The sequence below is a fragment of the Paraglaciecola sp. genome (assembly GCF_039964565.1).
Classification (GTDB): Bacteria; Pseudomonadota; Gammaproteobacteria; order Enterobacterales; family Alteromonadaceae; genus Paraglaciecola.
On sequence record NZ_JBDVXF010000045.1, the window covers coordinates 269,321 to 285,575 of the forward strand.

Annotated in this window: 8 protein-coding genes; 6 read left to right on the forward strand and 2 right to left on the reverse strand. The window is 44.2% G+C overall.

Features of this window, described 5'->3' with window-relative positions; genetic code table 11:
- The first annotated feature begins 44 nt into the window (after positions 1-44).
- From ABJK37_RS22930 to ABJK37_RS22945, 4 genes are read left to right on the forward strand one after another with little or no spacing between them, the layout of a single operon-like run.
- Positions 45-1,442: a c-type cytochrome domain-containing protein gene (locus ABJK37_RS22930; RefSeq protein ID WP_348358663.1), complete on the forward strand. Its 1,398-nt coding sequence runs from the start codon at positions 45-47 to the stop codon at positions 1,440-1,442.
- Positions 1,443-1,444: 2 nt separating this feature from the next.
- Positions 1,445-2,686, forward strand: a complete 1,242-nt coding sequence (locus ABJK37_RS22935) for a 6-bladed beta-propeller (RefSeq protein WP_348358829.1) — start codon at positions 1,445-1,447, stop codon at positions 2,684-2,686.
- An 8-nt stretch (positions 2,687-2,694) separates the two neighbouring features.
- Entirely contained in the window at positions 2,695-5,919 is a 3,225-nt protein-coding gene (locus tag ABJK37_RS22940) for a DUF1553 domain-containing protein (RefSeq protein ID WP_348358665.1), read from the forward strand.
- A gap of 9 nt (positions 5,920-5,928) precedes the next feature.
- Positions 5,929-7,347 carry a DUF1501 domain-containing protein gene (locus ABJK37_RS22945; RefSeq protein ID WP_348358667.1) on the forward strand — a complete coding sequence of 473 codons (1,419 nt, stop codon included), beginning with the start codon at positions 5,929-5,931 and terminating at the stop codon, positions 7,345-7,347.
- 453 nt (positions 7,348-7,800) lie between these two features.
- Here ABJK37_RS22945 and ABJK37_RS22950 read toward each other — a convergent pair whose 3' ends face one another.
- Positions 7,801-8,718 (reverse strand): DUF1080 domain-containing protein, encoded by a 918-nt coding sequence (locus ABJK37_RS22950; RefSeq protein ID WP_348358669.1) that lies wholly within the window; start codon positions 8,716-8,718, stop codon positions 7,801-7,803.
- 44 nt (positions 8,719-8,762) lie between these two features.
- Positions 8,763-10,115: a family 43 glycosylhydrolase gene (locus ABJK37_RS22955; RefSeq protein ID WP_348358671.1), complete on the reverse strand. Its 1,353-nt coding sequence runs from the start codon at positions 10,113-10,115 to the stop codon at positions 8,763-8,765.
- 694 nt (positions 10,116-10,809) lie between these two features.
- On the opposite strand from ABJK37_RS22955, the gene ABJK37_RS22960 reads away from it, so the two are divergent.
- Positions 10,810-14,460 (forward strand): TonB-dependent receptor, encoded by a 3,651-nt coding sequence (locus ABJK37_RS22960; protein ID WP_348358673.1) that lies wholly within the window; start codon positions 10,810-10,812, stop codon positions 14,458-14,460.
- 76 nt (positions 14,461-14,536) lie between these two features.
- The gene (locus tag ABJK37_RS22965; protein WP_348358675.1) at positions 14,537-16,237 is read left to right on the forward strand and encodes an Ig-like domain-containing protein; all 1,701 of its coding nucleotides are present in this window, start codon (positions 14,537-14,539) and stop codon (positions 16,235-16,237) included.
- The last annotated feature ends 18 nt before the right edge of the window (positions 16,238-16,255 follow it).

The following is a 16,255-nucleotide window of genomic DNA, read 5'->3' on the forward strand; positions in this document are numbered from 1 at the left end:
AGTACGTAACATTGATTACATCGAAAATACACTTAAAGTTAAATATGGATTTATTTCAATTCTTTGCACGCTTTCATGTTCTCGTGTTGCATTTGCCTATTGGTATTCTTATGCTGGCTGCACTGGTTGAGATGGCCATTCACTTTAAACAGCAAGCCCGTAGTGCACTACTCAATGTGGTTTGGTTCTGGGGTGCCATTTCAGCTGTGGCTGCATGTGTTCTGGGTTGGATGTTATCTCAAGCCGATGGCTACAGTGCAGAGGCCATTTTTATACACCGTAGTTTTGGCATTTCCGTAGCCGTCGCCGCTTGGATTTGCTGGTGGGTATTTAAACGTAACAGCCCAGGGATAGTGATTTATACCTTATCAAGCATTGTGTTGGGGCTGTTATTTTCTACTGGCCATTACGGCGCCAATATGACCCACGGTGAAACCTATTTAGTCGAGTACGCACCGAACCCGATTCGCCAAATAGCAGGTTTTGAACCACATAAAGCACCCAGAGCCCCAATCACCAGCCTTGCTCAAGCAGATGTGTATCTAGATGTCATTTCCCCAATGTTTGAAAAACGCTGTGCCAGTTGCCACAACGACAGCAAACAAAAAGGCGGCCTCAGCCTTGCCTCATTTGAAAGCCTGAAAAAAGGCGGAAAAAGTGGTGATACCGTCGTCGCAGGTAAGCCTGAACTCAGTGAACTTTATCAGCGCGTAACCCTCGATCATGACGAAAAAGGATATATGCCAGCAGAAGGCAAGAAGCCCCTTAGCGCTGAGGAAATTGACGTGATTAAGTGGTGGATAGCCATAGGTATACCTCATCAAGGCCCTGTGACTGATTTTGTGCAAAACAAAGAGCAAAAAGCCTTACTCACTGAACTACTGGCCATTAACCCAACCTCTTTAGCGGACATTGAGCCGATTAGCGACAAACAAGCTCAACAGTTAGTCAATGCGGGCTTTGTGGTTAAGCAAATTGCCCAGCAATCAAACTACCTAGACCTCGACATGTCTATTTCACCATTGCCGCTTTCTGTTGACACCTTAGCCCTGCTAACTGAGGTGAAATCCCATGTGCTGTATTTGAATCTTGCTAAGAAAGACGTGACCAAAAGCCACATGGAAACCATTGCCCAGTTGCCTAATTTGCAAAAACTGCGTTTAGAGCACTCAACTGTGACCACCAGCGCTCTGGCTCCCCTGAAACAAGCCGCTAATTTGTATTACCTCAATCTTTACGCCACCAAAGTAGATAACGATGTACTACCAATGCTCAACGAATTTGCCGCATTGCAACAAGTGTACTTGTCAGCCAGCAAGGTCGATGCGGAGGCATTTGCTCGTCACTCCTTAAACGGTGACACCAAGATGTATTACAGCACGGTCGCAAGCAACGATACCAACATTACCCAAAACAATAAACACGGATCGAAAGTGGAATAATGATGCAAAACACGAAACTGAACACCACAGAAACAGCGCGCGCTCATTCAGCCCTTGATTCGGCCTGTCACTCAGCGCTTGACGCACCCAATGTAGATACAAGTAAGCGCCGGTTCTTGCAAGGTAGCGCAACACTCGGTGGCGCTTTGCTATTAGCCGGCATGTCGTCTTCCACCCATGCTCATGAACCCGAGAAAAAGCAGCTGCCCAAGGCGGGACGTTCACCTCACGGCAGCATAGTTGGCCACGGCGACTTTCAATATAAAGTGGACTACAACTGGGGCAGATTAGATCCCCACAAAGTGCCCGTTGAAAACAGTCACGGTCTGGCTATCGACTCTAAAGGCCGAATCATCATGGTCACCGATAGCGACGTAAATAACTTCGTGGTGTACAACAAAGACGGCAAATTGCTCGACGCTTGGGGCACACAATATCCGGGGGCGCATTCCGTTAAAATTTCCCATGAAAATGGTGAAGACTTTATCTATATCGTTGATAGCGGATGGGTGCTTGATCGCAACCGCCCTGACGATCAATGGAAAAATAAATGGTATCCACAAAGTGGTTTTATCGCCAAGCTAACAATAGACGGCAAGCTGGTTTACACCATAGGTCACCCCGTCACCATAGGTATTTATACCCCAGACATGCGCTATCAACCGACAGATCTCACCGTCGCCCCTAACGGAGACTTGTACGTCACCGACGGCTACGGGTCAGATTTTGTTATTCACTACGATAGCAATGGTAAATATCTGCGCCACTGGGGAGGCACAAAAAACGCCGATAAATCACTGAACTTGGTCAATACCCATGGTATTGGAGTGGACACACGTGACCCAAATAATCACCACTTACTTGTCAGCTCAAGGGGCGAACAAGCTATCAAAAAGTATTCAATGGACGGAAAGTTGCTCGGTGATATTCATTTACCTGGGGCCTATGTAGGCGGTCCGGTGTTCAAAGGTGAGCATTTTTACGCCCCTGTTTGCTGGTCGCACATAGACGCAAAGATGGCTCCTAACTCTGGTTTTATCACCATACTCGATAAAAACAACCGTGTGGTCTCTAACCCCGGCGGTTTAGCACCTGAGTATGTCAATGCTCAGCTACAGCCTATGCAAACCAACTATCAGGTTTTTAATCACTGTCATGCTGTGTGTGTAGATGATGACGAAAATCTGTATGTGGGTCAGTGGAATGCCAATCAGATGTACCCCATTAAATTAGAACGCGTGTAGGTCAAGCCATGAAAATTCATTTCCCTCTTATCACTACTGTTATTGTTGGTTTGCCCATGGCAATGCTTGTCGCGGGTTGCAACGACGATGCAAGCGATGTGGCATTTAAAGAGCCGCTGCCTGATGTGGTCGATTTTAACTACCATGTTAAGCCGATCCTGTCAGATACCTGCTATTTGTGTCACGGCCCGGATGTAGCCAACGCCAAAGCGGGCTTAAGCCTGTCTAATTTTGACAGTGCCACCAGCCACAAGACCGATGACGGACTGGCCGCCTTAGTCGCAGGTTCAGCCAAAAACAGTGCTGCCTATCGTCGTATCATGTCTAATGATGAAAACATGGTTATGCCGCCACCTGAGTCAAATCTATCGCTGTCTCCCCGGGAAAAAGCACTCATCAAAAAATGGATAGATCAAGGTGCTGAATACAAAAAGCACTGGTCTTTTATTGCCCCAGAAAAAACAACCTTGCCGACACCCGCTAACTCAGACTGGGCGGCAAACCCAGTGGATAATTTCATACTGAAAGCCATCGAGGATAAAGGCTTAACGGTCAGTTCTCGTGCTGACAAAGAAACACTGATACGCCGAATCACCTTCGATCTTACAGGCCTGCCCCCCACTTTAGAGGAAATCGATGCGTTTCTTGCTGACACCAACCCTGATGCCTATCAGCAAGTGGTACAACGACTGCTTGCCACCCCAGCTTTTGGTGAACGCTTAGCGACACAGTGGCTAGATGTTGCGCGCTACGCTGATACCCACGGATACAGCACAGACTTTTACCGAGACATGTCTCCCTATCGTGATTGGGTCATCCAAGCATTTAATCAAAACATGCCATTCGATGAATTTGTTACCTGGCAGCTTGCCGGCGACCTGCTACCTGACCCAACAAAAGAGCAGGTACTCGCCACAGCCTTCAACCGTATCCATGCACAAAATGGCGAGGGCGGGATCGTTAACGAAGAATTCAGAGTGGAGTACGTGAAAGATCGGGTACAAACCGTAGGCACAGGCTTACTGGGTTTGACCATGCACTGCGCCCAATGTCACGACCATAAATACGACCCTATATCTGCCAAAGAATATTACGCCACGACAGCGTTTTTTAACAATATCGAAGAGTCAGGGCAAATATCCTACGATGCCAACGATATGCCTGTCCCCTCATTACTGCTGCCTAGCGATACACAACAGATAACACTCACTCGTATCACCCAAAAAATTAATACGCTGACTGCACAGATGAAATCTCTCTACACAGCTGACAACAGTGCATTCAAACAATGGATAAATAAAAATTTAACTACCCCACCCCGTGATAATGAGCAAATCTTAGTCGCTTACTATCCTTTGACGACGTCAGACAGCAACGACAACATAACGAATCAGATAAACAATGGAGCTCCTGGTAAAGTCATCTTTGGTTCCGATCCTAACAAGAAAGAAGGAGAAGAAATGGTCCATGTTAGCAAAGATGGACGAGAATCTATCCGACTAAATGGTGACGACCCCCTTTACTTTCCGCACGTAAACGGTTTCGAGCGTGCCAAACCTTTTACCATCAGTTTAGATACGCAAATACCGGATTCATTAGAAGAAGGTGTACTGTTTCATTACAATAAGGCCGGTATTCTTTATAACTTCAAAGGCTTCGATGTGTCTATTGAAGACGGACACTGGCAGGTGCGATTTGCCCATACCTATCCATTTAATGCCATTACATTGACCTCAACAGAAGCAGTCAAGCGCAATCAATGGCAAAACGTCACTCTGACTTACGACGGCTCATCTAAGGCCGCAGGTGTGAATTTCTATATTGATGGACAGCCAGTAAAAATGCGTGTTGAGAAAGACAACCTATACAAAGATTTTAAGCACACTCATAAAGGTGTGCTCAAAGAAATGGGCCTTAAGATTGGCGCGAGATGGCGCAGCCGAGGTACGCCAGACACATTAGTAGACAACGTGCGAGTGTACAATGCAGACTTAACTCACATTGAAGTCGCCAAGGCGTTTGGTGAGCAAAATAGCGCTAATGATTTTAACCAACAACAATTATTGGCGCTATATAACCAACGTTATAATGAAGACTTTCAGCAAGATGCGGCTCGACTCGCCGATTTACGTGTTCAATACAGTGGTTTAGCTGAACAAATTCAAGAAATTATGGTCATGAAAGAAGGCCCTAGCCCCAAGCAAGCCTACGTACTGAATCGTGGAAGCTATGCAGAGCATGGGGAGCCAGTAGAACCCGGTGTCCCTGAGACGGTCCTACCGTTTGATAAAAGTTTATCTAAAAATCGTTTGGGCTTAGCCAAGTGGCTAACGGATGCTAAAAACCCACTGGTGTCTCGGGTTGTGGTTAACCGCTATTGGCAGATGATTTATGGCCAAGGTTTGGTGACCACGCCTGAAGATTTTGGCAGTCAAGGCAAGCTACCTTCGCACCCAGAATTGCTCGACTGGCTGGCAGTGGAATTCATCGAATCTGGTTGGAATGTTAAACAACTCATCGCGTTGATGGTCAATTCATCGACTTACACTCAATCATCCAAGGGCTCGCCTGAGCTAAAAGAGCTAGACCCAGAAAATACGCTACTGGCTCGCGGCCCAAGTGCTCGTTTAACAGCTGAAATGATACGTGATAATGCGCTGGCCAGTAGCGGGTTATTAGTCAAGCAGGTGGGCGGGAAAAGCGTACACCCTTATCAGCCTAATGGTATTTGGCGAATGAACAACATGGATTACGTGCAAGGCTCAGGGCAAGATCTGTATCGCCGTTCCATGTACACCATTTACAAGCGCAGCGTTCCGCCACCCAATATGACCGCCTTTGATGCTCCATCCCGTGCGCACAGTGTGGGGGTTAGGCAAGCAACCAGTACCCCGTTGCAAGCGCTGGCGCTATTAAACGACCCACAAATTGTTGAGGCATCTCGTGTGTTAGCACAACGCGTATTAAGCGACACCGCAAACACCGAGGAACAACTCAAGAAAGTATATCGTTTACTGACCAGTCGTATGCCAAGCGAAGCAGAGCAGGCTCTGATCCTAGAAATGTATAGCGAGATCGAGCAAAGCTTTAGCCAAACACCTGACAAAGCAGCTGAATTCCTGTCTGTGGGCGAATCACCTACCAATACTGAGCTCAATCAAATTGAGCTGGCTGCTTTGGGCACAGTGACCAATATGTTAATTAACCACGACGCTAGCGTCATTAAACGTTAGGAGCCGAACATGACAAACAGACGAGATTTTTTAAAAGGTACGATGCAAGGTTTAGCAGTTGGGGCAATGGCCAGCGCCATTCCGAATTTCGCCCAAGCACGAGACCTTAATCCTGGCTTAAATGGTATTTTGGGCTCTCCGCATACACCGGCCAAAGCCAAACGGGTTATCTACTTGTTTCAAAGCGGTGGGCCATCTCAGCTGGAAACCTTTGACTACAAACCCACGTTAGACAAACGCCATGGTCAACAACTGCCAGCAGAAGTTAGAGGCGATCAAGTCCTAACGGGCATGAGTGCGCAGCAAAGTTCGCTGCCTTTAGCTCGCTCAGTGTATGACTTTAAGCAATATGGCGAATCTGGGGCGTGGGTGAGTGAATTGTTACCACACACCGCAAAAATTGTTGATGATTTATGTATCGTGCGCTCAATGCACACAGATGCGATTAATCATGACCCCGCGATCACGTTTTTACAAACCGGATTTCCCATTGCTGGGCGCCCCAGTATTGGTGCATGGTTAAGCTATGCGTTAGGGTCTGATAATCCCAATCTACCGCCTTTTATCGTTATGGTGTCGACAAATGCAGGTGGTCAACCTCTCTATTCACGATTGTGGGGAAACGGCTTTTTACCCTCGATTCATCAAGGAGTGCAATTTAGAGGTGGCGCAGATCCTGTTCTGTATTTAAATAACCCACCTGGGTTAGACGTAAAAAATCGCTCGAAATTGATGGATAAATTCAAACAGCTGCAAGACGCACAGTATCGGCAGTGGCAAGACGAAGAGATTATGTCTCGGGCTGCGCAATACGATATGGCTGAGCGCATGCAAAAGTCAGTGCCAGATGCCACTGATTTTAGCGATGAGCCTGATTGGGTATTTGATATGTATGGGCCTGACTCACGCAAACCGGGCACCTACGCGGCTAATTGCCTTTTGGCGAGACGCTTGGCTGAGCGTAACGTTAAATTTACTCAGCTTTATCATCAGGGCTGGGATCAACACGATAACCTGCCTGGCGGCATTAAAGCCCAGTGTGAAAAGACCGATCAGGCTTCGGCAGCGCTTGTAACAGATTTAAAACAACGCGGATTACTAGACGATACCCTAGTCGTTTGGGGAGGCGAATTTGGCCGCACTAATTACTCTCAAGGCAAGCTGACAGAAACCAATTATGGCCGTGACCATCATCCTGGATGTTTTACAATGTGGATGGCGGGCGGCGGCACAAAACCCGGAATATACGGTGAAACAGATGAGTTTGGTTACAACATAGTCAAAGACCCGGTTCATGTACATGACTTTCAAGCCACCTTGATGCATTTGATGGGGGTTGAGCACGAGAAGCTCACCTACAAGTATCAAGGCAGACGTTTTCGGTTAACCGATGTGCACGGTAAGGTAATGAAGAATCTATTAATATAGCTCGCTGATCTGACTGCAATTTACACAAAAAAGCTACAGAGTTGTCGCCTCCATACGATTACTTTCGCTTCGGACTAATTTTCTACGGCTTTCGAGTGTTTTGCCATTTTATTGTGCACTATGTCTGCAGGCTTCTTCTTAGAGCCAATACGATAGCTTTACCTTGTCAAAGATAATCACTCGACTTTAGTGGTAATGCCTTAGTTAAGCGCACAACAATGCCGCCGTTTTAACCGAAATACAGTGCGACTTGTGAGGATTTATTTGGTTTCCTTGTCGAGTGATGCGATTAGATGCTGGTTTTATTCTATCGAGCCTACTTGGCTGCCTAAGTAGCTTTCAAATAGGCTCTACTATCCCTTTGTACCGGCAACCTACTACATTAAAACTAGGTACAATTGATAGACTAGCTCTGCAAGGGATATAACCTAATTCTTCTAAGGGGCATGCAGTTCATCGGTTAAGTTCCTGCAAAATACGACGAGGTAATGCTGTTATTTGACGGATTTTCATATCTCGGAAAAACACCTCAGCCCCTTCAGACTGCAACTGCAATTGCCCAGAGGTTAGTGGTTCGTTGTGTTCATCCCTCGAGTCTGTAACCACCATGACCACTTCATCGTTAACAACGAAAATTGCATTATCTGCTAATGCATAGAGTTCCACAGTGTTCCATTGACCATGGGGTTTGTCGGGCTCTATATGTGCGTGACTGTAACCCCCAACTTGACTTTTATCGTGGCTATTTGGGTCATAATACTGCTGCCCATCTTTAAAGGTTGAGCGAATGGTGCCTTCGGGTCCTGCTAGGGGGATATAGTCGCCAAAGTCACTTTCTTGAATTTGTAATTCTTGGCAAGCCTTCCACACTTTCCAAAATGCACCATGTTCACCTTGGCAATGAAATAATAAACCGCTGTCCCGTTTAGCCTCTAGCCTAGGCGCCCACTTTTTGTCGCCCCATTTAACTTGTAGGCTCAGATGATAATTCTCAAAGTCGTTTTTACTAGTTAACCCACCATAAATTTCGCCAGTTATATGCAAGACGGGTTGTTCATTTACTATGCTGACACTAAATACATTTTTAAAATCAGCATTTAAGCCCATAGCATCATTCGGATCGCCATTCACATTCAAATTTTCAGCTTGGTACGTTCCTTGAGGTAACCCTTTTACCGTTGAATGTGGCACCCCCATCCAAACATCCCATTGACTTAGTTCCTTGTCTAATAGGTAATGCCATTGGCTATCAGATGCCTTATTAGACACATCTTCTATTTGGATACAACCGACTAAATATGTCGCTGAGCATAACGTACTCAAAACACAATACTGCTTCGCTAAGCGCGGAGAAATAAATGACTTATTCATTTGTGAACCTACCTTTATATGGGCACCTTTGGCGCCAGTAATCGCTATTTAAAGCTGACCCAATCTATGTTGAACAAATAGCCTTCTTCGGCACCCAAAAAAACAAATGAAAGGTTGTGAATTCCTGTTAGCTTTGCCTTTAGTGGAGCTTCAAATGTTTGCCACTTTTTCCAGCCGCCTGTACCACTAATTGCCACCTCCCCAATGATTTCACCTTGTGGGCCGCCTAAGCGAACCTGAACAGTCCCTCCTGCAGTTTGAGATGCTGCTTGAACCATGATTTTTTTGGATTTACCTTGCTCGAAGTTAACTCGGTCATAATTTAACCACGATCCATTTTCTACCCAATCTACTTGCCAATTTGCAGGTAACAAACCGCCACTAGTTTTAGATGCCTTGACTCCTTTGTCAGATAACATGCTATATCTGTCAATTTGCAGCTTTGCTGTGGCAAGTGGTGTGCCTATACCCCGCTCTGTGGGTATCACAGCTTGAATACGCCCTGCGTTATCGAAAAATAAAGCGTCTGCGCGCATTGAACGTAAATGCTGATCCTGACTAATTTGGTGATGATGGTAGAAGAGGAACCACTGATTCTCGTATTCGACAATAGAATGATGATTGGTCCAAATACCGTCACGCCAGCGTTGCATAAACATACCTTGATATTTGAACGGCCCTAAAGGATTGTCTCCAGTGGCATAGGCTAACTCTTCTGAGCCGCTTGGAGAATGCGGAAAAGTAAAGTAATAAACGCCGTTGCGTTTAAATAAGAAAGGACCTTCTTTATATTTGGCTGGTAGGCCCTCAATTTCTTGTGGCGCACTGGCTAACTCCACCATATTCGATTTGAGCTTGGCGACATATAGTTTCTCACCACCACCAAAGTATAGATAAGCTTGTCCATCATCATCAATAAATACATTGGGATCTATACCACTAACACCCGCTATATAATTATCCTGCACAGTAAAAGGACCTTCAGGAGATTTAGCCGTTGCTACACCAATACGTCTAAACCCACTTTCGTCCAATGGGATATCTGGAAAATAGAAATAGTAAGTCCCGTTTCTTTCAATCGCATCTGGTGCCCACATGCCAAAACCATCTTTCTTGCCCCAAGGTACGTCACTTTGATCAACAACTGTACCGTGATCTTGCCAATCATGAAGGTTGCTCGATGAAAATACATTATAACTAGGCATACAGAAACCGTTGTTGCCAAACCCCTCTTCACAAACGACGTCTGTGGAAGGGTATATATAGACTTTATTTTCAAACACCCTCGCAGTGGGATCTGCTGTAAACATGTGAGTAACTATAGGGTTATCGGCTAATATCGAGCTAGAAAAACAACATAAACCTAAGAGCGTTAATTTCAAACGACATGCGATCATGACTTTTGTTCCGTGCAATTAATGTATATTTGAATATACATTTTCATATATACACTTACAACCGCATTTTAAAGGCAACAATTAATAAGTTTTCTCCACCTGCATGGGATGGACACTGTTTTTGATTAAGAATAGCTTAAGCTAAGTGCCGCAACTCATAAGAAACGCAACTAATATAACTAGTTAACCAAAAATTAATAGTTAACTCATGCACGAAAAATTAAGTTTTATTCAGTCTATCAGCACTAGACGCGCAATAGTAAACTACAAATAGGGGATGTAGTACCGCCCAATAATTGTAAAAAAAATGTTACTAAAAGTACTTTTCTTATTGAACGTGATTAATTTCCCTCTACAACAAAGCAAATTAAAAATCATTGTTCACAACATAGAACAAAACAACTTTTCACTATAATTTCAATCGCTTAGCTAACATCTCTCGGTGAGTAACGTGCCTCATTAACACATATAATTATAATGACAATTTACTACATTGATAAAACTCATGATTTATATGTGAATTTTCTTTACATAAAAGAAACAACTAAATATACTCTTCAACATATAAAAACACTATTTTATATATAATACCAAAACACACACAAACATTTAGTAATACTAGACCTCAGCAGAGTCCGATTGCCAAGTGCAATCTAGTGGCTCCAGAGTCGGTATTGAATAGGAGAACGAATAAATGTCTGCAAGTTTCAAATTAAAGCCACTCGTCCTTGCGATGATGCCTCTTTTATTTGCTACCAACTCTGCAACTGTATTTGCTCAAGATACCAGTGCGGACAACACACCCAGCAGTGAAGAAGAGAAAAAGAAAAAAGCTGAAGAAGATTTAGAGGTCATTACAGTTTCAGGCTATAGAGGTAGCGTGATTCGCTCTATCAATGCCAAGAAATTTTCTGATGGCGTGCAAGATTCGATATTTGCAGAAGATATAGGTAAATCAACCGACCAAAATATTGCCGATGCCTTGTCTCGCGTAACGGGAGTAACTGTCCAAGAAGCTGACGGCGAAGGTACTCGAATCTCCGTTAGGGGAGCAGGCGCTGCCCTAAACCAAATATCGCTTAATGGCGTGGCGTTAACATCTGGATTAAATGGCTCAGGTTCAAATCAGAGTGTGTCTGATGAAAGTGTTGATTTAAGTACGTTTTCATCTGACATCCTTTCCTCTATCAACGTAATCAAAACAGCAGCAGCTGATCACGACGAGGGATCGCTAGGTGCCAACGTTATCCTAAAAACGTTTAAACCTTTAAGTGTTGAAAAAGATCGCCGTTCACTAGAGATACAAGGTAGGCATAACGAATACGCTGAAAAGAACAACTTTAAAATCAGCGGTACCGTATCAGAAAAATTCTTGGATGATAACTTAGGTATTATTGTCACTGCGTCAAAAGAAACCCAAGACACCCGTCGAGATTCATTGGGGGGAAACTGGCTTTCACCCTATAAAGTAGCGCGAATTCGCGAAGGCGGAGCAAGAAACTTAGACGGTGAAATTATTGGAGAAGAACGTGATGCGCTCATCGCTAACGGGCGTTCTTTTAATACCTTTGTTAATACGCGAGATCGTGACACACTAACAATGGGCATTCAGTTTCTTCCTACGGACGTAACCGATATACAGTTAGACTTGAGCTATTCAAAGCAGACTTTCGAACAAGACTCTCACAGCATATCAGTTACCACCCCTGATTTATCAGTCCTTGGGTCATCTGTTACCAACTTTTACAATTCCGAATTCAACGGTACCATTCCTGAAACCCAAGCTCATTTGGGTTCAGTATTTACGGATCCTCAAGAAGATTGGTGGATACTGGACGAGCAAAGTAACACTTTAGTCAAATCAATCAACCGTTTTGCTTCCGGGGGATTCTCCCGCCAACTTTCAGGCAACGAAACCGAAAACAAGGTCGCAACCTTAAAAATTAACCACGAAATAACAGAAGACTTAGCCGCTGAATTTACTGCCGGATATTCGAGAACTGATTTTGAATCACTCCCCAATGCATCGTTAAGAACGCAAAACTGGAATAGAGTACCCATTCCCGATCTCGCAGAAGTTCCTATCGTCGATCCTGATGGCAACGCTGTATTACAACCAGTGGGTTTTGACTGTAGTACGGGTCAATGCGTACTAGTAACGGGTGATCAACCAGTATCCTATGTTCCTATTAATGCTGGCGGTGCACAATCGAATATATCACCTACAGGTTTTAGCCCTTATGACGTGAACGCAAATCATTTAGGCGGTTTATCAAGATATAATGAAGAACAAATTGATACCAACAAGTCCGTTTTCTTAGATTTTGATTGGGTTGTTGATGTTGCTGGTGTCAATATGGTGGAGTTTGGCGCTAAGTACTCAAGCCGTGATAAAGAAGTGTTCACCGACTACCAAGACTTCACTTCTACGGACGATATTGTTCTAAATCCGGAAACAGGCGAAGTTATTTCTGGCTTAGCCCAAGCCGACATCACTGTAGCTGATTTCACATCAGGCACAGGTTTACCTGTGAGTAACTTCTTTGAAGGTTTGCTTGGTTCAAATGCCGATCAGTACAACACTGACTACCTTAAAGGTTGGGCAATTCTGGACCCCGAGAAAGCGTTTGCCGAACGCTTCCAAATTCCAAATTCTGTGTTAGTTAGTAATAACAACGGTGATAGAAAAATAACCCAAGACAACGTGTCTGCCTACGCCAAACTCAATTTTGAATATTTCGATTCCAAACTTACCGGTAATATCGGAATACGCTACGTTAAAACAGAAAACACCTCTATTGGTAATTCTACTTTTAGTTTCAATTCACAAAACGTTGCGTTTGATCCCATCGCCTTAATTTACGATAAGCAACTAGCCAACACCTCGTTGGCACCATGCCCTGAAGCGGTCTTCGTAGATGGCTCTGTTATTGACGCAGATCCCAACATTTACCCTTGCTACGATGATGGTTTCTCTGGAATTGTATTAAACGATGCGGGTGATTCTGTCGATCGTGGTTTTGCTGTTGAATACGATGCAAACGGTAATGTAATTAGTCCGGTAGGGCAGTTCCCTCAAAACGATCCTGTGACCAATAACTCCCGAAATTGGTACCAATTGCTCGATCATAGAGATACGTCTACCCAAGGAGCTAGCGCACAAGCATTACTTGATGCAGGATTAATTTCTTCGTTAAGAGAAGTCAATAACCGCGCCTTCGCAGGTACAGGCGAAAATGAATCTGAGATCTGGTTACCTAGCGCAAACTTAAACTATGCGATTAACGATGAAATCATCGCTCGCTTTGCAGCCTCTAAAACAATGGCGCGACCAAGATTCGATTCACTCACACCAGGATTCAGTGCCAGTGAGAATCCATGGGGTGTGGATAGTAGTAGTATTCGTACCAATAATCCGCAATTACAACCACTTACCTCGAATAACCTCGATATCTCATTGGAATGGTATTTCAATAAATCTGGTATGGTTTCTGTAGCGCTATTCAGAAAAGACATGAAAAATTTTGAGGAGCGTGTCAGCGCTGAAGTTTTCTTAAAAGATATACGTACTGATTACGGCTTAGAGTCTATCTCTCTTAATGAAGTCATTATTAATCCGGGTGCAGAAACCGAAGTGACCAATCCAAACGATGGTCGCATAACTTTGGTCAATGAAGTCACGCCGTTAAACAGCGAGTGTTTACCCTTCAGAGTTGTTCAAGTGCAAATAGCAGATGTATTGCCAGTGAAATGCCGCAATTTCCAAGCCAGCGTTTTACGTAACGGTAAAGGGTCACTGACTCAGGGACTAGAGTTTGCCTATAACCAATCTTATGATTTCTTGCCAGGTTTTTGGTCTGGCCTCGGAGTAAACTTTAATTACACCTTTGCTGATTCAGAAAACGACACCGATTTTGATGAAACCTTGCAACGGGCCGTACAGCCAGTTCCTCAGGCCTATACCCCTCGACATAGCGCAAACACTACTTTTTTCTGGGAAAAAGACGGACATCAATTGCGTTTAACCCACAGGTTTAATTCTGACCAATTTGTGGGAGAGGTAACCAATGGTAACTCATGGCAGGACTCAACGACTCGTCTCGATTTCAGTGCAACCTACAAATGGGACGAAAACACTACGTTTACCTTCCATGCACTTAACTTAACCGATGACATTACGCGCACTTACTTTACTTCAAGAGATATTACATTGAGAGACGCTGAGGGCAACGTAACCATATTGAGTGAAGGAAATGCATTGACGGATGATGTTTATGAAGGGCGAACCATAGCAGAGTACAAAACAGGCCGACAGTTCCGTATTAGCGCTAGAGTGAACTTCTAACTTTCATAAATCGTATCGTAGCGCTCGTAATGATTCAGATCTTAACGAGCGCACAAAAAATTGGAGAATTGGTAAGATGTACATTAACTTACTTAAAAAATGTAGTTTAGGCTTGGTCGTTTCTATGGCATTAACCGCGTGTGGTGAAGGCGATGGAACACAAAAATTATTTGGCGATAACGTTGAACCACCACAAGTCGCCGACACTAGCCCGTCATGGACGTTTAGCGAGAATGAAACCGTTACCGTTGACCTCACTGCGGATGTGACTAATCCCTCAGACACCCCCATTTTCATCAGAAAACTCACATACCTTGAAAAAGTCATAGACGAGTTTGGTACCGAAATTTTAGATGCAAACGGCGAAGTGCAAAATCTATTCGTAGGGCCGCCACTACCTAGCCGAACTGTTACCGCCATTGAGAACGAACTTACTTTTGATGGCTCAAAGTTCGAAGATACCTTGGTACACCCTTATACCGTTGAGCAACGTGATGCATTAATTGCACTAGTGAATGCTCAAAATAGTCAAATTGAGGCGAGTAATAACGCCGATGATGATCCGAATAACGACGAACCGCTATTAGATGTGCCCGAAGAACTGTTTTCACAAGGCGTATACCGATTCACCTATTCAGTGGATAACGGTGCTGATACCCTACCGGAAGTTGAGCTTACTATTACGGTCAATGGTGCTGAAGTAGAAGCAGAATCAATCAACTTACTAAGTGCGGCCAACGTGGAAGTAGCGCAAGGTTACAGTGCGCAAATCATTGCTAACTTGTTGCCAACAAACACCACCTATATCAATCCAGTATTTACCAGCATGGACCCACAAATTGCCACAGTGAGTACTCAAGGGCTCATCACTGGTATTGAACTGGGTAGTTTTACCATCCTAGTTTCCAACTTCGACGGCACACTGACCACTGAAGTTTCTGGTGAGGTGGTTCCACTAACTAACCCTACTGGTGTAGACATCATTGATGATGATAGCGCCGATTCACCCGTTACTTTAACTAAGGTAGACGTCAAGCTAGATACTCCTTTAGATTTAGATTACCTATTGCTGCCGGTTACCGATGAAGTAGATTTCAGTAACAAGGTAATCTGGACGTCTTCTGATACGAATAAACTCACAGTTGACGAAGACGGTCTTGTTACTGCACTTTCGTATAACAATGCAGTGGATATGCAAGACGATAATAAAGTGATAGTAACGGCTATGATAGAAGGCACCAGCCTATCCTATGACACCGAAGTTACAATTATCCCTGGTGATAATTTAATGGCAGCAAACAAACGTGAGTTTTCATCAGAAGATGCCCTTGGCCCAGACTTTTTGTTCGCAAGAACGGAAGCAGACCAACTCAATCTTGGGGAGATTGAGTTGCGTGACGACGCCAACTCTATCGACGGCCAGAGTTTGTATGTAAACTCGATGGGAGGCAACGGTGTGAAAGCACAGTTTTCACCTAAGGCATTTGCTCATTCTGCCATAGATACAACTACAGCTCACGAAGTAAGCTTTGATGTGAAAGTCATTCAAGGTAGTGCTATTCAAGTTTATTTCCAATCTCCAGGTGTAATCAATTGGCAAACAACTATCTTGAGTGTAACGCCAGAACAGGTTGCCAATGGCGAGGTTGTACGTTTCACTCACAGGTTTAATAGCCCAGGCGAAAGCCGTAACGACGGTAGCTTTTACTTCAACTTCCATGTTGAACCCAGCGTAGAAGCTTACATAGATAACCTATCTTACAAGAATGTTGAATAAGCGTTAATCACACTAAAA

What these genes read in the sequence shown, in the direction of transcription:
- ABJK37_RS22930 (WP_348358663.1), top strand. Translation starts at nt 45, where the DNA reads ATGGATTTATTTCAATTCTTTGCACGCTTTCATGTTCTCGTGTTGCAT.
- ABJK37_RS22935 (WP_348358829.1), top strand. Translation starts at nt 1,445, where the DNA reads ATGCAAAACACGAAACTGAACACCACAGAAACAGCGCGCGCTCATTCA.
- ABJK37_RS22940 (WP_348358665.1), top strand. Translation starts at nt 2,695, where the DNA reads ATGAAAATTCATTTCCCTCTTATCACTACTGTTATTGTTGGTTTGCCC.
- ABJK37_RS22945 (WP_348358667.1), top strand. Translation starts at nt 5,929, where the DNA reads ATGACAAACAGACGAGATTTTTTAAAAGGTACGATGCAAGGTTTAGCA.
- ABJK37_RS22950 (WP_348358669.1), bottom strand. Translation starts at nt 8,718, where the DNA reads ATGAATAAGTCATTTATTTCTCCGCGCTTAGCGAAGCAGTATTGTGTT.
- ABJK37_RS22955 (WP_348358671.1), bottom strand. Translation starts at nt 10,115, where the DNA reads ATGATCGCATGTCGTTTGAAATTAACGCTCTTAGGTTTATGTTGTTTT.
- ABJK37_RS22960 (WP_348358673.1), top strand. Translation starts at nt 10,810, where the DNA reads ATGTCTGCAAGTTTCAAATTAAAGCCACTCGTCCTTGCGATGATGCCT.
- ABJK37_RS22965 (WP_348358675.1), top strand. Translation starts at nt 14,537, where the DNA reads ATGTACATTAACTTACTTAAAAAATGTAGTTTAGGCTTGGTCGTTTCT.